A 21,171-nucleotide genomic window follows, 5' to 3' on the forward strand; every position below is an offset into this window, starting at 1 on the left:
ATGACGATGTCGAAGGACTCCAACGACGGTCGGCTTCGCGAGTATCTGCGGCTCGCCACCGGTGAGTTGCAGCAGACTCGGCGCCGTCTGCGCGAGGTGGAGGGCCGGGAACGCGAGCCGATCGCGATCGTGGGAATGGCATGCCGCTTCCCCGGTGGCGCGTCCTCGCCGGAAGGCCTCTGGGACCTGGTCGCCGACGGCCGGGATACGGTGGGCGAGTTCCCCACCGATCGCGGCTGGGACCTGGACGGGCTGTACGACCCGGACGGGACCGGCGAGAACACCAGCTACGTCAACCGGGGCAGCTTCCTGCCCGACGCGGGTGACTTCGACCCGGAGTTCTTCGGGATCAGCCCGCTCGAAGCAGCCGTCATGGACCCGCAGCAACGACTGCTGCTGGAGGCATCCTGGGAGGCGGTGGAGCGCGCCGGCATCGATCCGCTGTCCCTGAAGGGCAGCGCGACGGGCGTGTACGCCGGACTGGTGTACCACGACTATCCGAGCAGCGCGGTGACCGGCGCACTCGTTTCCGGCCGGGTCGCCTACACCCTCGGCCTGGAGGGGCCCGCGGTCACGGTCGACACCGCCTGCTCGTCCTCCCTGGTCGCACTGGACCTCGCCGTCAAGGCGCTGCGGTCGGGTGAGTGCTCCCTCGCGCTGGCCGGCGGGGTGGCGGTCATGTCGTCACCGATCACGTTCGTGGAGTTCAGCAGGCAGCGCGGCCTGGCGCTGGACGGCCGGTGCAAGCCGTTCGCCGCGGCGGCCGACGGCACCGGCTGGGGCGAGGGCGTGGGCATGCTCGTCCTGGAACGCCTCTCGGAAGCCCGGCGCAACGGCCACCGGGTGCTGGCGCTGGTCCGGAGCACGGCGACCAACCAGGACGGCGCCAGCAACGGCCTCACCGCCCCCAACGGACCCTCCCAACGCCGCGTGATCCAGCAGGCGCTGGACGGCGCGGGCCTCTCGGTGGCCGACGTGGACGTGGTGGAGGCCCACGGCACGGGTACGACGCTGGGTGATCCGATCGAGGCGCAGGCCCTGCTCGCCACGTACGGGCAGGAGCGGCCCGAGGACCGCCCGCTGTGGCTGGGCTCCGTGAAGTCGAACATCGGCCACACGCAGGCGGCCGCGGGCGTCGCCGGCATCATCAAGATGGTCCAGGCGATGCGGCACGGCCTCATGCCCCGGACGCTCCACGTCGACGAGCCGTCACCGAACGTCGACTGGTCGGCCGGCAACGTCAGGCTGCTGACCGAGGCCCGCCCCTGGCCGGCGCGCGAGGAACCGCGCCGCGCCGCCGTCTCGTCCTTCGGCGCCAGCGGGACGAACGCCCACATCATCCTGGAGGAGGCCAGGCCGGTCGAGGCCGCCGCCGAGCCGGCGGAACGCCGGGAGCTCCCGGTCGCACCCATCGTGCTGTCGGCCAGGACGAGCGAAGCGCTGCAGGCCCAGATCGAGCGCGTCACCGCCGTCGAGCAGAGCGACCTGGACGTGGCGTTCTCCACGGCGACCGGCCGGTCGGCCTTCGAACACCGCGCGGTGCTGGTCGGGTCCGAGAACATCGTCGACGTCGTCCAGGACGGACAGTTGGCGTTTCTGTTCACTGGGCAGGGGAGTCAGCGGCTGGGGATGGGGCGGGAGTTGTATGAGGTGTTTCCGGTGTTCGCGGATGCCTTTGACGAGGTGTGTGCGGCGGTGGGGCTGCCGTTGAAGGAGGTGGTCTGGGGTGAGGGGGAGGCTCTGGATCGTACGGAGTTCACGCAGCCGGCGGTTTTCGCTGTTGAGGTTGCGTTGTTCCGTCTGGTGGTGTCGTGGGGGGTGACCCCGGACTTCTTGGTGGGTCACTCGATCGGTGAGGTGGCGGCGGCGCATGTCGCGGGTGTTCTGAGTCTGGGTGATGCGGCGCGGCTGATCGTGGCGCGGGGTCGTTTGATGCAGGGGTTGCCGTCGGGTGGGGCGATGGTGGCCCTTCAGGCGACGGAGGAGGAGGTTGCTCCGTATCTCACGGACGAGGTGGGGATCGCTGCCGTCAACACGCCCTCCTCGGTGGTGGTTTCTGGTGCCGAGGCTGCGGTGTCTGCTGTGGTGTCGGCGGTGGTGGGGCGGTTCGGGGAGCGTAAGTCGTCTCGTTTGAAGGTGTCGCATGCGTTTCATTCGCCGTTGATGGAGCCGATGCTGGCGGAGTTTCGGCGGGTTGCGGAGTCGGTGTCGTATGGCGAGGCGCGGATTCGGCTGGTGAAGGATGTGGGGTCGGCTGAGTTCTGGGTGCGGCATGTGCGTGAGGCGGTGCGGTTCGCCGATGACGTGAGCCGGTTGCGTGAGGAGGGTGTGAGCCGGTTCCTGGAGATCGGACCGGACGCCGTCCTCACCGCGATGGTGCAGCAGAGCGTCGATGACGCGGTGGTGGCCACGGCCACGCTGCGCCGTGACCGTCCCGAGGCGGTCACGCTCCTGTCGGCCGTGGGACGGCTCTACGCGACCGGTGTACCCGTGGACTGGCAGGCAGTGCTCGCCGGACGCGGAGCCCGGCAGGTGGACCTGCCGACCTACCCGTTCCAGCGGCGGCGCTTCTGGCTGATCGACGAGACGACGAACGCGGATCCGGCGTCCATGGGGCTGGGAGCGGCACGCCACCCCTTGCTGGGCGCGACGGTCATGATGGCGGACTCCGACCAGCTGGTCTTCACCGGGCGACTGTCGGTCGGCTCGCAGCCATGGCTCGCCGACCACGTCGTGGACGACGTCGCCGTCTTCCCGGGCACAGGCTTCGTCGAGCTGGCCGTCCGCGCCGGGGACGAGGTGGGCTGTGGCCGTATCGAGGAACTGGCCGTCGGGACACCACTGGTCCTCCCGGAGCGCGGTGGTGTCGCCGTTCAGGTCGTGGTCGGGGCCACGGACGGATCGGGCTGCCGTTCCGTGACGGTGTACGCGCGCGACGAGAACGCCATCGACACGCCGTGGACACGGCATGCGACAGGACTGCTGGCCGCGAGCGTGACCGACGGAAGCGCGCTGACCCAGTGGCCGCCGTCCGGTGCCGAGGCGGTCGACCTGGACGGCTTCTACGGCCGGCTCGACGAGGCGGGCCTCTCCTACGGCCCGGCCTTCCAGGGGCTGACAGCCGCCTGGCGGCTCGGTGACGAAGTGTTCGCCGAGGTCAGCCTGCCCGAGAACGTGGATTCAAGCGCCTTCGGGCTCCACCCGGCAGTCTTCGACGCGGCGCTGCGCGCGTTCGCGCTGACCGGGGGCACCGAGAACGACGCGGCTCTCCTGCCGTCCGCCTGGCGAGGCGTGGAACTGCACGCGTCCGGCGCGAGTGCGCTGCGCGTCCGGGTGACCCGCCGTCACGATGCCGAGATCACCCTGGCGGTCGCCGACGCGACCGGCGAGCCCGTCGCGTCGGCGGAATCCCTGACACTGCGTCCGGTCTCGGCTCTGGGGACTCCGCACACCGACTCGCTCTTCCGCGTCGACTGGACGCCGGCAGAGGCGAACGGATCCGTGCCCGCACCGGCGGACCTTGACGCGTCCATGGACGTGGATGCCTCCGTGGAGGTGTTACGGGTCGGTGGCTCGGGGGTGGCTTCGGCTGTTGCCCGGGTTCTGGAGGTTCTGCAGTCGGCCGTGTCGCGCGTGGTGGTGGTGACGCGGGGTGCGGTGTCGGTGGCGGGTGAGGACGTCACCTCACTGCCGGGTGCTGCGGTGTGGGGGCTGGTACGTAGTGCGCAGTCGGAGGATCCGGGGCGCTTCGTGCTGCTGGATCTGCCCGCTGCCGATACCGACGTCGATGCCGATGCCGATGCCGATGCCGATGCCGGTACGGGCCTCGCTGTCGCTGCGGGCCCCGATGGCGAGCGGGTCGCGGTGGCGCGGGCTTTGGCGGTTGGTGAGCCGCAGGTCGTGGTGCGTGGGGGTGCGGCGTATGTGCCGCGGCTGACCCGGATGTCGAGGGCGAGTACGGGAACTGGGTCCGAGCCGGTGCCGTCGTCGGTGTTCGGTGGGTCGGTGTTGGTGACGGGTGCGTCGGGTGCGTTGGGTGGGCTGGTGGCCCGGCATCTGGTGGCGCGGCATGGTGTGGAGCGGTTGTTGTTGGTGAGCCGGCGGGGTGCGGATGCGCCGGGTGCCGCTGAGTTGGCCGCGGAACTGACCGGTCTGGGTGCGCGGGTTGAGTTCGCGGCGTGTGATGTGGGGGATCGTGAGGCGCTGGCGGGTGTGTTGGAGGGTCGCTCGCTGAGTGGTGTTGTGCATGCGGCGGGTGTGCTGGATGACGGGTTGATCGGCTCGTTGACGCCGGAGCGGCTGGAGCGGGTGCTGCGTCCCAAGGCGGATGCGGCTTGGTATCTGCATGAGTTGACGCGGGAGATGGACCTGTCGGCGTTCGTCATGTTCTCCTCCGCAGCCGGCGTCCTGGGCGTCGCGGGTCAGGGCAACTACGCGGCTGCCAACGCCTTCCTCGACGGGCTCGCCGCGCACCGGCGGGCCCAGGGCCTGGCCGCCCAATCCCTCGCCTGGGGACCCTGGAGCCAGGCGGCCGGCATGGTCGGCACCCTGAACGAAGCCGACCGGTCCCGCATGGAACGGGGCGGCATCCTCCCGCTGTCCAACCGCGACGGACTCGCGCTGTTCGACGCGGCTGCGCGAACGGACGAGGCTGCCGCGATCCCCCTCAAGCTGAACCTCGCGGCGGTTCGCGCCGGTGGTTCCATACCGGAGGTACTGCGCGGTCTGATCCCCGTCGTCACGCGTGGCACGGCCCGGACCCGCACGGACGCGGACGGCATCCGCCAGCGGCTCGCGGGCCTCACCGAGAGCCAGCGGCTCGACATGCTGCTGACCCTGGTCCGTGCGCAGGCCGCCACGAACCTCGGCTACACCGGACCGGAAGCCGTCGGCCCGGACCGTACATTCCGCGACCTGGGCGTCGACTCACTGGCGGCCATGGAACTGCGCAACGGCCTCGGCGGCGCGACGGGACTGAAGCTTCCGGCCACGCTCGTCTTCGACTACCCCACCCCCGCCGTCCTCGCGCGCCACCTGCTCGACGAGATCTCGGGCACCGTGAACGCGGACCACGTCACGGCAGCCGTGACGTCGGCCGACGACGACCCGATCGCCATCATCGGCATGGCGTGCCGTTACCCGGGGGGAGTGGCCTCGCCGGAGGACCTGTGGCGGTTGGTGGCCGACGGGACGGATGTCGTCTCGGGCTTCCCCACCGACCGGGGCTGGAACCTGGAGCGGCTCTACGACCCCACCGGCACCCGGCCGCAGACCAGTTACGTCAACCAGGGCGGATTCCTGCACGACGCGGCGCAGTTCGACCCCGGATTCTTCGGGATCGCGCCGAACGAGGCGCTCATGATGGACCCGCAGCAGCGGCTGCTGCTGGAGGCGTCCTGGGAGGCACTGGAGCGTGCGGGTATCGACCCGACGACGCTGAAGGGCAGTGCCACCGGTGTCTTCACCGGGATGACCTATCACGACTACTCCCACAACAGCGCCACCGGTGCCATCGCCTCCGGCCGGGTGTCCTACGTCCTCGGGCTCGAAGGCCCGGCGGTGACGATCGACACGGCGTGCTCCTCCTCGCTGGTCGCGCTGCACTGGGCCGCCCAGGCGCTGCGGTCGGGCGAATGCTCGCTCGCCCTCGCCAGCGGCATCACGGTGATGGCCACGCCGGAGAACTTCATCGAGTTCAGCGAACAGCGGGGACTGTCGTCCGACGGGCGGTGCAAGTCGTACGCGTCTGCGGCCGACGGCACCGGCTGGGGCGAGGGTGTGGGCATGCTGCTGGTCGAGCGGTTGTCGGACGCCCGGCGCAATGGTCATCCGGTGCTCGCGGTGGTCCGCGGTACCGCGACCAACCAGGACGGCGCCAGCAACGGTCTGACCGCCCCCAACGGTCCCGCTCAGCGACGAGTGATCCGGCAGGCCCTGGCGAACGCCGGTCTGACGGGTGCCGATGTGGACGTGGTGGAAGGGCATGGCACGGGTACGACGCTGGGTGATCCGATCGAGGCGCAGGCGCTGTTGGCCACGTACGGTCAGGATCGTCCTGAGGGTCGGCCGTTGTGGCTCGGTTCGATCAAGTCGAACATGGGTCACACGCAGGCCGCGGCCGGTGTCGCGGGCATCATCAAGGTGATCGAGGCGATGCGGCATGGTCTGATGCCGCGAACGTTGCATGTGGATGAGCCGACGCCGCAGGTGGACTGGGAGGCGGGTGACGTCCGGCTGCTGACCGAGGCACGCGAGTGGCCGGCTGAAGGTCGTCCGCGTCGCGCGGCGGTCTCGTCCTTCGGGATCAGCGGCACCAACGCCCACGTCATCATCGAAGAAGCACCTCCCGCCCTCGACGAGCCGTCGGCCGTGACGGTCACGGGCCCTGTCGCGTGGCCTCTGTCGGCCGACGGCCCGGAAGCATTGCGCGACCAGGCCGCGCGCCTCCTCGTCCACGTGCGGGACGAGCCGGACGCGAGTGCCGTGGACGTGGGTCTGTCGTTGGCGACCGGTCGCGCCGCTCTCGCACACCGAGCGGTGATCGTCGCGGACGACCGTCCCAGCCTCCTCGAAGGCCTCACCGCGCTGACCGACGGGAAGCCGTCCCCGTCCGTGCTGGTCGGCACGGTCACCGAGGGCAAGTTGGCGTTTCTGTTCACTGGGCAGGGGAGTCAGCGGCTGGGTATGGGGCGGGAGTTGTATGAGGTGTTTCCGGTGTTCGCGGATGCCTTTGATGAGGTGTGTGCGGCGGTGGGGCTGCCGTTGAAGGAGGTGGTCTGGGGTGAGGGGGAGGCTCTGGATCGTACGGAGTTCACGCAGCCGGCGGTTTTTGCTGTTGAGGTTGCGTTGTTCCGTCTGGTGGTGTCGTGGGGGGTGACTCCGGACTTCTTGGTGGGTCATTCGATTGGTGAGGTGGCGGCGGCGCATGTCGCGGGTGTTCTGAGTCTGGGTGATGCGGCGCGGTTGATTGTGGCGCGGGGTCGTTTGATGCAGGGGTTGCCGTCGGGTGGGGCGATGGTGGCCTTGCAGGCGACGGAGGAGGAGGTTGCTCCGTATCTCACGGACGAGGTGGGGGTCGCTGCCGTCAACACGCCGTCGTCGGTGGTGGTTTCTGGTGTTGAGGCTGCGGTGTCTGCTGTGGTGTCGGCGGTGGTGGGGCGGTTCGGGGAGCGTAAGTCGTCTCGTTTGAAGGTGTCGCATGCGTTTCATTCGCCGTTGATGGAGCCGATGCTGGCGGAGTTTCGGCGGGTTGCGGAGTCGGTGTCGTTTGGTGAGGCGCGGATTCGGCTGGTGAAGGATGTGGGGTCGGCTGAGTTCTGGGTGCGGCATGTGCGTGAGGCGGTGCGGTTCGCCGATGATGTGGGCCGGTTGCGTGAGGAGGGTGTGAGCCGGTTCCTGGAGATCGGGCCGGACGCCGTCCTGACGACGATGGTGCAGCAGAGCGTCGATGACGCGGTGGTGGCCACGGCCACGCTCCGTCGCGACCGTCCCGAAGCGGTCACGCTGCTGTCGGCCGTGGGCCAGCTGCATGTCAGCGGTGCCTCTCCCGACTGGGCCGCGGTCTTCGCCGGCCGCGGAGCCCACCGCATCGACCTGCCCACCTACCCCTTCCAGCGGCAGTCGTTCTGGGTGGAGTCGGGGCGCGGGCCGGACGAGTCGGGCCATCCACTGCTCGACGGTGTGGTGACGGTCGCGGGCGCGGACCAGGTGGTGCTGTCGGGTCGTCTGTCGGTGGGTTCACAACCGTGGCTCGCCGATCACGTCGTGGCGGAGGCGATCGTCTTCCCCGGTGCCGGCTATGTGGAGTTGGCGGTTCGCGCGGGCGACGAGGTGGGCTGTGGCCGTGTCGAGGAGCTGACGATCGAGGCGCCACTGGTGCTGGACCGGCGGTCTGCGACAGCCATTCAACTGGTCGTCGGGGCCGACGACGGATCGGGTCGCCGGTCCGTCGAGGTCTACGCCCGTACCGAGAACGAGTTGTACGCGGCCTGGGAGCGGCATGCGGCCGGAACACTCGCCGCAGGCACCGAGTCCCTGGCGGCGGACCTGACCCAGTGGCCGCCGCCGGGAGCGGTACCCGTGGACGTGACGGATCTGTACACGGGTCTGGCCGAAGCCGGAGTGCAGTACGGCCCGGTCTTCCAGGGGTTGAGGGCGGCTTGGCGGCTCGGTGATGAGGTGTTTGCCGAGGTGGCGTTGTCGGGGGCGGTGGATCGGTTCGGTCTGCATCCTGCGCTGCTGGATTCGGCTCTGCATGCGATTCCGTTGTTGTTGGACGGGGATCGTGTGGTGTTGCCGTTCTCGTGGGCGGGTGTGGAGCTGCATGCTTCCGGCGCTGACACGTTGCGGGTGCGGGTGGTGTCGTCGGGGTCGGACCAGGTGCGGTTGGATGCGGCGGACGGTTCGGGTCGGCCGGTGGTGTCGGTGGGTTCTCTGATGTTGCGTGAGCTGTCGGCGCAGTCGCTGGCGCGGGTCGATTCGTTGTATCGGGTGGAGTGGACGCCGGTTGCCTCCAGCGGTGGTGTGGTCGGCGACGCGGAGGTGTGGCGTGCCGAGGGTGAGGGTGTGCTGTCGGCGTTGGGTTCCCTGCTGGAGGTGCTGCAGTCGCAGAGTGGCGCGCTGGTGGTGGTGACGCGGGGTGCGGTGTCGGTGGCGGGTGAGGATGTCACTGATCTCACCGGGGCTGCGGTGTGGGGTCTGGCGCGCAGTGCGCAGTCGGAGGATCCGGGGCGTGTTGTGCTGGTGGATCTTCCGGGTGGTGTTGATGCCGCGGAGATCGAGGCGGGTGTCGGGCTGGCTCTGGCGACCGGGGAGCCGCAGGTGGCGGTCCGGGACGGAAAGTGTCTCGTGCCACGCCTTCGACCGGTGACGGGCACAGGTACGAGTACGGGAACTGGGTCCGAGCCGGTGCCGTCGTCGGTGTTCGGTGGGTCGGTGTTGGTGACGGGTGCGTCGGGTGCGTTGGGTGGGTTGGTGGCCCGGCATCTGGTGACGCGGCACGGTGTGGAGCGGTTGCTGCTGGTGAGCCGGCGGGGTGCGGATGCGCCCGGTGCCGCTGAGTTGGCCGCGGAACTGACCGGTCTGGGTGCGCGGGTGGAGCTGGCGGCGTGTGATGTGGGGGATCGTGAGGCGCTGGCGGGTGTGTTGGAGGGTCGCTCGCTGAGTGGTGTCGTGCATGCGGCGGGTGTGCTGGACGACGGGTTGATCGGCTCGTTGACGCCGGAGCGTCTGGAGCGGGTGTTGCGTCCCAAGGCGGACGCCGCCTGGTATCTGCATGAGCTGACGCGGGAGATGGACCTGTCGGCGTTCGTCATGTTCTCCTCCGTCGCGGGGGTGCTGGGCGGGCCCGGTCAGGGCAACTACGCGGCTGCCAACGCCTTCCTCGACGGGCTCGCCGCGCACCGGCGGGCCCAGGGCCTGGCGGCGCAGTCGTTGGCCTGGGGTCTGTGGGCGACCGAAGCAGGCATGGGCGGCGAGCTGGTCGAGGGCGACCGGGATCGGCTGAACCGGGCCGGCATGGTGGGCCTGACCCCCGACCAGGGCATCGGGCTCTTCGACGTGGCCGGTGCGTCGACCGCGCCGGTGCTGGTCCCCGTCAACCTCGATGCCAGGACACTGGAGGCCAATGAGCTGCCGCCGCTGCTGCGCGGCCTGGTACGCGGTGCCTCGACCCGGCGTGCGGTGTCGGACCACGACGCGGGCGGCGCCGAGGCGCTGCGGCACCAGCTGGTCGGGTTGTCCGCGGACGAACGCCACGAGGCACTGCTGACGCTCGTACGTACCCACGCGGCGGCCGTACTGGGACACGCGGGACCGGAGGCCGTCGAGTCCGAGCGGGCCTTCAAGGACCTCGGGTTCGACTCGCTCGGTGCGGTGGAGTTCCGTAACACGCTGAACTCCGTCACGGGCCTGCGGCTGCCACCCACTCTGATCTTCGACTACCCGAACGCCCGGGTCCTGGCCGAGCACCTCGTCGACGAAGTGGCACCGGACGAGGGAGACGGCAGCGCGGGCGATCACGAGGAGAGGATCCGTCGCCTGCTCGGGACGATCCCGCTCACCCGGCTCCGTGACGCGGGGCTGATGGACACCCTGCTCGAACTCGCGGGCGCCGCTCGCGCCACCACGGCCGAACCCGAGCCGGAGCAGGACTCGATCGACGAGATGGACACCGAAGCCCTGATCAGCATGGCCCTGCAAGACACCGAGCTCGACGACGCCGCGCGACAAGCCTGAGGACACCATGCCCGACACCGACCAGAAGCTCGTCGCGGCGCTGCGCGCGTCGCTCAAAGAGACCGAGAACCTCCGCACGCGCAACCGTGCCTTGCGGGCCGCTGCGGATGAGCCGATCGCGATCGTGGCGGCGAGTTGCCGTTATCCCGGTGCTGCTTCGCCGGAGGAGTTGTGGCGGTTGGTGGCCGAGGGGAGGGATGCCATTTCGTGGTTTCCCACCGATCGGGGCTGGGACGAGGCGGGTATCTATGATCCTGAGCCCGGGTTGCCCGGCAAGACGTACACCCGTGAGGGCGGGTTCTTGTATGACGCTGCGGAGTTCGATCCCGCGTTTTTCGGGATCGCGCCGAATGAGGCACTGGTCATCGATCCGCAGCAGCGGTTGTTGCTGGAGGCGTCGTGGGAGGTGCTGGAGCGTGCGGGGATCGACCCGACGACGCTGAAGGGCTCCGCGACGGGCGTCTTCGCGGGAATGATGTACCACGACTATGCGTACAACAGCAGCACGGGAGCGATCGCTTCGGGCCGGGTGTCGTACACGCTGGGGCTCGAAGGTCCGGCGGTCACTGTCGACACGGCGTGTTCGTCGTCGTTGATCGCCCTCAACCAGGCGATCCAGGCGCTGCGTTCGGGTGAGTGCTCCCTTGCCCTCGCGGGCGGCGTCACCGTCATGGCCACCCCCGAGACACTCGTTGAGATGAGCCTCCAGCGCGGCTTGTCGGTGGACGGCCGGTGCAAGTCGTACGCCGCCGCCGCCGACGGCACCGGCTGGGCCGAGGGGGTGGGCATGCTCCTGGTCGAGCGGCTGTCGGACGCCCGGCGCAATGGTCACCCGGTGCTCGCGGTGGTCCGCGGCATGGCCACCAACCAGGACGGCGCGAGCAACGGCCTCACCGCCCCCAACGGCCCCTCCCAGCGACGGGTGATCCGCCAGGCCCTGGCCAACGCGCGTCTGTCCGCGGACCAGATCGACATGGTCGAGGGTCATGGCACGGGCACGACGCTGGGTGATCCGATCGAGGCGCAGGCCCTGCTCGCCACGTACGGGCAGGACCGCCCCGAAGGCCGTCCGCTGTGGCTCGGTTCGATCAAGTCGAACATCGGTCACACCCAGGCCGCGGCCGGCGTGGCGGCCATCGTCAAGGTGATCGAGGCGATGCGGCATGGTGTGATGCCGAGGACGTTGCATGTGGATGAGCCGACGCCGCAGGTGGACTGGGAGGCGGGTGACGTCCGGCTGCTGACCGAGGCACGCGAGTGGCCGGCTGAGGGTCGTCCGCGGCGTGCGGCGGTGTCGTCGTTCGGGATCAGCGGAACCAACGCCCACGTCATCATCGAAGAAGCACCGCCGATCGAGGAAACGCCCGTCGAACGGCGCGAGTTGCCTGCCGTTCCGCTGGTGGTGTCGGCCAGGACGCGCGAGGCATTGCAGGCCCAGATCGACCAGCTCACTTCCGTCGACGCGGACGAGTTCGACGTGGCGTACTCCGCGGCCACAGGTCGCGCCGCTCTCGAACACCGTGCGGTGCTGGTCGGGTCCGAGACCGTGGTCGGCACGGTCACCGAGGGCAAGTTGGCGTTTCTGTTCACCGGGCAGGGGAGTCAGCGGCTGGGTATGGGCCGTGAGTTGTATGAGGTGTTTCCGGTGTTCGCGGATGCCTTTGACGAGGTGTGTGCGGCGGTGGGGCTGCCGTTGAAGGAGGTGGTCTGGGGTGAGGGGGAGGCTCTGGATCGTACGGAGTTCACGCAGCCGGCGGTTTTCGCTGTTGAGGTTGCGTTGTTCCGTCTGGTGGCGTCGTGGGGGGTGACCCCGGACTTCTTGGTGGGTCATTCGATCGGTGAGGTGGCGGCGGCGCATGTCGCGGGTGTTCTGAGTCTGGGTGATGCGGCGCGGTTGATCGTGGCGCGGGGTCGTTTGATGCAGGGGTTGCCGTCGGGTGGGGCAATGGTGGCCCTGCAGGCGACGGAGGAGGAGGTTGCTCCGTATCTCACGGACGAGGTGGGGATCGCTGCCGTCAACACGCCCTCGTCGGTGGTGGTTTCTGGTGCTGAGGCTGCGGTGGCGGCTGTGGTGTCTGCTGTGGTGGGGCGGTTTGGGGAGCGTAAGTCGTCTCGTTTGAAGGTGTCGCATGCGTTTCATTCGCCGTTGATGGAGCCGATGCTGGCGGAGTTTCGGCGGGTTGTGGAGTCGGTGTCGTATGGCGAGGCGCGGATTCGGCTGGTGAAGGATGTGGGGTCGGCTGAGTTCTGGGTGCGGCATGTGCGTGAGGCGGTGCGGTTCGCCGATGATGTGGGCCGGTTGCGTGAGGAGGGTGTGAGCCGGTTCCTGGAGATCGGACCGGACGCCGTCCTCACCGCGATGGTGCAGCAGAACGACGAGGGGACGGTGGCGGCCACCCTGCGCCGCGACCGCCCTGAGGTGGCGAGCCTGTTCACCGGCATCGGCCGGCTGTTCACCGTGGGAGCCCGGGTCGACTGGGAGGCTGTGCTCGGCGGACGCGGCGCGCGGCGGGTCGACCTGCCCACCTACCCCTTCCAGCGACAGCCGTTCTGGCTGGAGTCGGCGCGCGTCCTGGACGAGTCCGGACACCCGCTGCTGGACGGTGTGGTAGCCGTCGCGGGCACGGACCAGGTGGTGCTGTCGGGTCGTCTGTCGATGGGTACGCAACCGTGGCTCGCCGATCACACAGTGAGCGGAGCCGTCCTCTTCCCTGGCACCGGCTTCGTCGAGTTGGCGGTTCGCGCGGGCGACGAGGTGGGCTGTGGCCGTGTCGAGGAGCTGACGATCGAGGCCCCACTGGTGCTGGACCGGCAGTCTCCGACGGTCGTTCAGCTGGTCGTCGGGGCCGACGACGGATCGGGCCGCCGTTCGCTCGAGGTGTATGCCCGCGGCGAGGACGAGCCGTTCGCGGCTTGGGAGCGGCACGCGGCGGGAACGCTGGCCGCGGGATCAGGCGCCCAAGCGGAAGACCTGACCCAGTGGCCGCCGTCCGGTGCCGAGGCGGTCGACCTGGACGGCTTCTACGGCCGGCTCGACGAGGCTGGCCTCTCCTACGGCCCGGTCTTCCAGGGGTTGAAGGCGGCTTGGCGGCTCGGTGATGAGGTGTTTGCCGAGGTGGCGTTGTCGGGGGCGGTGGATCGGTTCGGTCTGCATCCTGCGCTGCTGGATTCGGCTCTGCATGCGATTCCGTTGTTGTTGGACGGGGATCGTGTGGTGTTGCCGTTCTCGTGGGCGGGTGTGGAGCTGCATGCTTCCGGCGCTGACACGTTGCGGGTGCGGGTGGCGTCGTCGGGGTCGGACCAGGTGCGGTTGGACGCGGCGGACGGTTCGGGCCGGCCGGTGGTGTCCGTGGGCGCCTTGACTTTGCGTGAGCTGTCCGCGCAGTCGCTGGCGCGGGTCGATTCGTTGTATCGGGTGGAGTGGACGCCGGTTGCCTCCAGCGGTGGTGTGGTCGACGGCGCGAAGGTGTGGCGTGCCGAGGGTGAGGGTGTGCTGTCGGCGTTGGGTTCCCTGCTGGAGGTGCTGCAGTCGCAGAGTGGCGCGCTGGTGGTGGTGACGCGGGGTGCGGTGTCGGTGGCGGGTGAGGATGTCACTGATCTCACCGGGGCTGCGGTGTGGGGTCTGGTGCGCAGTGCGCAGTCGGAGGATCCGGGGCGTGTTGTGCTGGTGGATCTTCCGGGTGGTGTTGATGTCGCGGGGATCGAGGCGGGTGTCGGGCTGGCTCTGGCGACCGGGGAGCCGCAGGTGGCGGTCCGGGACGGAAAGTGTCTCGTGCCACGCCTTCGACCGGTGACGGGTTCGGGGGCGGAGGGGTCCGGGCCGTCGTCGGTGTTCGGTGGGTCGGTGTTGGTGACGGGTGCGTCGGGTGCGTTGGGTGGGCTGGTGGCCCGGCATCTGGTGACGCGGCACGGAGTGGAGCGGTTGCTGCTGGTGAGCCGGCGGGGTGCGGATGCGCCGGGTGCGGTGGAACTGCTTGAAGAGTTGACGGCGCTGGGTGCGCGGGTTGAGTTCGCGGCGTGTGATGTCGGGGATCGTGAGGCGCTGGCGGGTGTGTTGGAGGGTCGCTCGCTGAGTGGTGTCGTGCATGCGGCGGGTGTGCTGGATGACGGGTTGATCGGCTCGTTGACGCCGGAGCGTCTGGAGCGGGTGTTGCGTCCCAAGGCGGATGCTGCCTGGTATCTGCATGAGTTGACGCGGGAGATGGACCTGTCCGCGTTCGCCCTGTTCTCCTCCGCAGCCGGCGTCCTGGGCGGGCCAGGTCAGGGCAACTACGCGGCTGCCAACGCCTTCCTCGACGGGCTCGCCGCGCACCGGCGGGCCCAGGGCCTGCCCGCCCAATCCCTCGCCTGGGGTCTGTGGGCGACGGAGTCGGGCATGGGCGGCGAACTGGTCGAAGGCGACCGGGATCGGCTGAAACGGGCCGGCATGGCGGGCCTCTCGCCCGACCAGGGCCTCGACCTCTTCGACGTGGCCAGTGGGTCGACCGCACCCGTGCTTGTGCCCATGAACCTCGATGCCCGGACACTGGAGGGCGAGGAAGTACCGCCCCTGCTCAGCGGTTTGGTGCGCAGCGCGGCTGTGCGGCGTGCAGTGTCGGCGCAGGGCCAGGGCGAGACGGGCGCGCTGGCACAGCGGCTGGCCGGGCTCTCCGCCGGGCAACGGCTTGAAGAGATTCTGACGCTCGTACGCACCCATGCGGCGGCCGTGCTGGGGCATACGGGCGCGGATGTCATCGAGCCCGAGCGGGCCTTCAAGGACCTCGGGTTCGACTCGCTCGGTGCGGTGGAGTTCCGTAACACGCTGAACTCCGTCACGGGCCTGCGGCTGCCACCCACTCTGATCTTCGACTACCCGAACGCCCGGATTCTGGCCGAGCACCTCGTCGACGGACTGGCACCGGCGACCGTGCCGCAGCAGGGCGCGGCCACCGCGACGGACCGCCGTGCCTTGCGTGCCGCTGCGGATGAGCCGATCGCGATCGTGGCGGCGAGTTGCCGTTATCCCGGTGCTGCTTCGCCGGAGGAGTTGTGGCGGTTGGTGGCCGAGGGGAGGGATGCCATTTCGTGGTTTCCCACTGATCGTGGCTGGGACGAGGCGGGTATCTATGATCCTGAGCCCGGGTTGCCCGGCAAGACGTACACCCGTGAGGGTGGGTTCTTGTATGACGCCGCGGAGTTCGATCCCGCGTTTTTCGGGATCGCGCCGAATGAGGCACTGGTCATCGATCCGCAGCAGCGGTTGTTGCTGGAGGCGTCGTGGGAGGTGCTGGAGCGTGCGGGGATCGACCCGACGACGCTGAAGGGCTCCGCGACGGGTGTGTTCGCGGGAATGATGTATCACGACTATGCCTACAACAGCAGTACGGGAGCGATCGCTTCTGGCCGGGTGTCGTACACGCTGGGGCTCGAAGGCCCGGCGGTCACGGTCGACACGGCGTGTTCGTCGTCGTTGATCGCTCTCAACCAGGCGATCCAGGCGCTGCGTTCGGGTGAGTGCTCCCTTGCCCTCGCGGGTGGCGTCACCGTCATGGCCACCCCCGAGACACTGATCGAGTTCAGCCGTCAGCGGGGACTGTCGTCCGACGGGCGGTGCAAGTCGTACGCGTCTGCGGCCGACGGCACCGGTTGGGCCGAGGGTGTGGGCATGCTCCTGGTCGAGCGGCTGTCGGACGCCCGGCGCAATGGTCACCCGGTGCTCGCGGTGGTCCGCGGCATGGCCACCAACCAGGACGGCGCGAGCAACGGCCTCACCGCCCCCAACGGTCCCGCTCAGCAGCGGGTGATCCGGCAGGCCCTGGCGAACGCCGGTCTGACGGGTGCCGATGTGGACGTGGTGGAAGGGCATGGCACGGGTACGACGCTGGGTGATCCGATCGAGGCGCAGGCCCTGTTGGCCACGTACGGGCAGGACCGCCCCGAAGGCCGTCCGTTGTGGCTCGGTTCGATCAAGTCGAACATGGGTCACACACAGGCTGCGGCCGGTGTCGCGGGCATCGTCAAGGTGATCGAGGCGATGCGGCATGGTCTGATGCCGCGGACGTTGCATGTGGATGAGCCGACTCCGCAGGTGGACTGGGAGGCGGGTGACGTCCGGCTGTTGACCGAGGCGCGTGAGTGGCCGGCTGAGGGTCGTCCGCGTCGCGCCGCGGTGTCGTCCTTCGGGATCAGCGGCACCAACGCCCACGTCATCATCGAAGAAGCACCTCCCGCCCCCGACGAGCCGCAGCACGCCGCTGAGGAAGTGCCGCCCGCCTCGACGGTCACGGGCCCCGTTCCGTGGATCTTGTCGGCCGGCGATCCGGAGGCGCTGCGTGAGCAGGCCGAGCGGCTGTTGTCCCACCTGAGTGAGCGGCCGGACCTTACGTCAGCGAACGTGGGTCTGTCGTTGGCGACGGGACGTGCACTGCTCGAACACCGCGCGGTGATCGTGGCGGAGGACGGTCCGGACCTGGTCACGGGCCTCACCGCGCTGGCCGGAGGACAGACCTCGCCCTTCCTCTCCATCGGCAAGCGCCGTGAGGGCAAGTTGGCGTTTCTGTTCACTGGGCAGGGGAGTCAGCGGCTGGGTATGGGGCGGGAGTTGTATGAGGTGTTTCCGGTGTTCGCGGATGCCTTTGACGAGGTGTGTGCGGCGGTGGGGCTGCCGTTGAAGGAGGTGGTCTGGGGTGAGGGGGAGGCTCTGGATCGTACGGAGTTCACGCAGCCGGCGGTTTTCGCTGTTGAGGTTGCGTTGTTCCGTCTGGTGGCGTCGTGGGGGGTGACTCCGGACTTCTTGGTGGGTCATTCGATCGGTGAGGTGGCGGCGGCGCATGTCGCGGGTGTTCTGAGTCTGGGTGATGCGGCGCGGCTGATTGTGGCGCGGGGTCGTTTGATGCAGGGGTTGCCGTCGGGTGGGGCGATGGTGGCCCTGCAGGCGACGGAGGCGGAGGTTGCTCCGTATCTCACGGACGAGGTGGGGATCGCTGCCGTCAACACGCCCTCCTCGGTGGTGGTTTCGGGTGTTGAGGCTGCGGTGTCGGCGGTGGTGGGGCGGTTCGGGGAGCGTAAGTCGTCTCGTTTGAAGGTGTCGCATGCGTTTCATTCGCCGTTGATGGAGCCGATGCTGGCGGAGTTTCGGCGGGTTGCGGAGTCGGTGTCGTTCGGTGAGGCGCGGATTCGGCTGGTGAAGGATGTGGGGTCGGCTGAGTTCTGGGTGCGGCATGTGCGTGAGGCGGTGCGGTTCGCCGATGATGTGGGCCGGTTGCGTGAGGAGGGTGTGAGCCGGTTCCTGGAGATCGGACCGGACGCCGTCCTGACGACGATGGTGCAGCAGAGCGTCGATGACGCGGTGGTGGCCACGGCCACCCTGCGTCGCGACCGTCCCGAGGCGGTCACGCTGCTGTCGGCCGTGGGCCAGCTGCATGTCAGCGGTGCTTCTCCCGACTGGGCCGCGGTCTTCGCCGGCCGTGGAGCCCACCGCGTCGACCTGCCCACCTACCCCTTCCAGCGCAAGCGCTACTGGCTGTCGGGAGCGGCGGCGGGAACCGGTGGCAGCGCGGCCTCCATGGGACTCACCCCGCTCGAACACCCCCTGCTCAGCGCCGAGATCGCGGTACCGGGCTCGGAGAAGGTGGTGTTCACGGGACGCCTGTCGACGGACATCCAGCCATGGCTGGCCGACCACGCGGTCTTCGGCGCGACGCTGCTGCCCGGCACGGCATTCGTCGAACTCGCCGTGCGCGTCGGCGACCAGCTCGGTTGCGGTGTCCTGGACGAGCTGACGCTGCACGCACCGTTGGTCCTGCCCGAGACAGGTGGCGTACGGCTGCGGCTGACGGCGGACGGACCTGCCGACGGGGGCGGGCGCCCCCTCACCGTGCACTCGCGCGCCGAGTCCGCCGACGAGGACACGGCCTGGACCCTGCACGCCGAGGGCATGCTGTCACCCGAGGCGGCTGCCGCCCCGGCCGTCCCCGACCTGACACAGTGGCCGCCGCCCGAGGCGACGAGACTCACCGTGGACGGCGCGTACGAACGCCTCCAGGACTTCGGATTCACCTACGGCCCCGTGTTCCAGGGACTCAAGGCGGCATGGCGGGCAGGCGACGAGACGTTCGCCGAGGTGACGCTCGCGGAGGAGGCCGGAACAGAGCCCTTCGTCCTGCATCCGGCGCTGCTCGACTCCGCGCTGCACGCGCTCATGCTCGGCTCGGGCGACGACGACACCGCGGCCCTGCCGTTCGCCTGGAAGGGCGTCCGGGTGCACGCGTCCGGCGCCACGGCCGCGCGGGTCCGGCTGGTCCGCAAGGGGAAGGGCGAACTGCAGATCCACGCCGTCGACGCGCAGGGACGTCCTGTCGCGTCCGTGGAGTCGCTGGTCACCAGGGAGGTGTCGGCCGAGCAGCTCGCACCCACCCGCACGGCTCCCGGCGACTCGCTCTTCCACATCGCCTGGACGCCCGCCGGTGCTGCCACCGCCGACGCGCACTGCGTGACGGTGACCGGCCTGTCGGAGCTCTCCGGCCAGGTCCCCCCGACGGTCGCGCTGACCCTTCCCGCCGGTACGGGTGACATCGCCGCCGACGTCAGAACCGTCACCGGCCACACGCTCGGAGCCCTCCAGGCCTGGCTCGCGGACGAACGGTTCGCCGACCGCAGGCTCATGGTGGTCACCCGTCGCGACGACCTCGCCCACGCCGCGGCGTGGGGCCTGGTGCGCGCCGCCCGGTCCGAGGACCCCGAGCGCTTCGCGCTGCTGGAGACGGACAGCGACGACCCGCAGACGATCGCCCGCGCCGTCGCCTCCGGCGAGCCCGAACTGCGTGCTCTGGACGGCGACCTCATGGTGCCCCGTCTCGCCCGCACCCCGGCGGCCCCCGAGACGGACCGGTCCCCGTGGGCCGGTGACGGCACCGTACTGATCACCGGTGGCACCGGAGGTCTCGGGGCGCTCGTCGCCCGGCACCTGATCGTCGAACACGGCGTCCGTGACCTGCTGCTGACCAGCCGCCGCGGCATGGACGCGCCGGGCGCCGCCGAGTTCCGTCAGGAGCTGACCGGCCTCGGCGCGACGGTCGAGATCGCGGCCTGCGACGTCGCGGACCGGGACGCCCTGCGGGCGCTGCTGACGGATCGGCGGCTCGGCGCGGTCGTGCACACGGCCGGTGTGCTGGCCGACGGCATGATCGCCAACCTGACGCCGCACGGCTTCGACCAGGTTCTGCGTCCCAAGGTGGACGGGGCGCTCAACCTGCACGACCTCACCCGCGACCAGGACCTCGGCGCGTTCGTGCTGTTCTCGTCGGCGGCGGGTGTCCTCGGTGCGCCCGGCCAGGGCAACTACGCCGCCGCCAACACCTTCCTCGACGCCCTCGCCGAGCTGCGCCGAACCGAGGGACTGCCCGCGCAGTCACTGGCCTGGGGGCTGTGGGACGGCGGCGGAATGGGGGGCGGCCTCAGCGAGGTCGACCTCCGCCGGATGCGCCGCCAGGGCACCCCCGCACTGGCCCCGGTCGACGGCCTCGCCCTGTTCGACACCGCGACAGCTCGTCCCGAGCCGGTGCTGGTGCCGATGGGACTGGACCTGCGGGTGCTGCGCAGCGGGACCGGCGGCGTGCCCCCCGTGCTGCTGCGCGGCCTGGCCCCGCTCACGCGGCGCGGTGCGGCGGGGGCCGGCACGGCCACCGCGGACCCCGAGGCGCTGCGGCGCCGGCTGGCGACCCTGCCGGCCGACCGGTGGGAGGACGAGTTGCGCGACCTGGTGCTGGGCATCGCCGCCGCCGTGCTCGGACACGACACCGCCGAGGCGGTGGACCCCGACCGCGATTTCCTGGAGTCCGGGTTCGACTCGCTCTCCGCGATGGAGCTGCGTACCGCGCTGAACGCCGCCACCGGACTGAAGCTGCCCACGATGGCCGTGTTCGACAACAAGAATCCGGCCGGTCTGGTCCGGGTCGTCACGGAGGAACTGGTGTCGGGGCCCGCCCTCGCCACCGACTCCTCCACCGCGCCCTCCTCGGACGAGGACGAGACCGTCACCGAACTGTTCCGGCGGGCGGTCCGGGCCGACGACAGCGAGGGAGCACTGACACTGCTGTCGGCGGTCGCGGCGCTGCGACCCCGGTTCAGCTCGTCCGCGGACCTCGGCCACGTCCCGAGGACGGTGCAACTGGCCGACGGCCCGCAACGCCCCCGGCTGATCTGCCTGGCCACGCCCATGGCGGGCGGCGGTGTGCACCAGCACGCCCGACTGGGGGCCGAGTTCAGGGACATCCGGCATGTGTCGGCGCTGCCGCTGCCCGGCTTCCAGCGCGGCGAGGCGCTTCCCGACTCCACCGAGGCGCTGACCCGCGTACTGGGTGAGGCCGTACTGGAGGCCGCGCAGGGCGAGCCCTTCGCTCTCCTCGGCTACTCCTCCGGCGGCCTCATCGCTCACGTCCTCGCCCAGCACCTGGAGCAGACGGTCGGCGTCCCGCCCGCCGCGCTGGTCCTCATCGACACCTTCCGTGTCGAGGACACGGCGATGGACGTCGGATTCGGCCGCCTCATGGGCGAGGTGCTGGAGATGGAGTCCGCGTTCGGCCGCTACGACGCCTCACGGCTGTCGGCGATGCCGCACTACTTCAAGGTGCTCGAAGGCTTCGAACCCGTACGGCTGACCGTACCGACCCTGTTCGTACAGGCGTCGGAGCCCTTCGTCGCACCGCCCGAGGGAGTCGACCCGGCGCAGATGCTGGCCCGGCCGTGGGATCCCGAGCACACCCTGCGCACCGTGGAAGGACACCACTTCACGCTCGGGCAGGAACACGCTCCGCGGACCGCCCGGGCCATCGAGGAGTGGCTGGTGACGCCCGGCTGAGCCCCGGGCGGCACCGGCGTACCCCCGGGAAATGCACGCCGCGTGCGGGGGACGCGGCACCACAGGCGAGAACGACCCGAACACAGGTGGTTGAGAAT

The 21,171-nt window shown here is 70.0% G+C and carries 1 protein-coding gene and 1 pseudogene; both read left to right on the top strand.

What is annotated here, in order from left to right; translation table 11 throughout:
• Window positions 1–6: 6 nt before the first annotated feature.
• On the top strand, window positions 7–10,236 hold the full coding sequence (locus tag ACZ60E_RS26560; RefSeq protein ID WP_469443914.1) for an SDR family NAD(P)-dependent oxidoreductase: 10,230 nt from the start codon (window positions 7–9) through the stop codon (window positions 10,234–10,236).
• 31 nt (window positions 10,237–10,267) lie between these two features.
• Window positions 10,268–21,073 (top strand): annotated as a pseudogene (locus tag ACZ60E_RS26565) (SDR family NAD(P)-dependent oxidoreductase); the annotation flags it as partial.
• Window positions 21,074–21,171 lie beyond the last annotated feature (98 nt).

This window comes from Streptomyces sp. NPDC102514, from assembly GCF_055584525.1.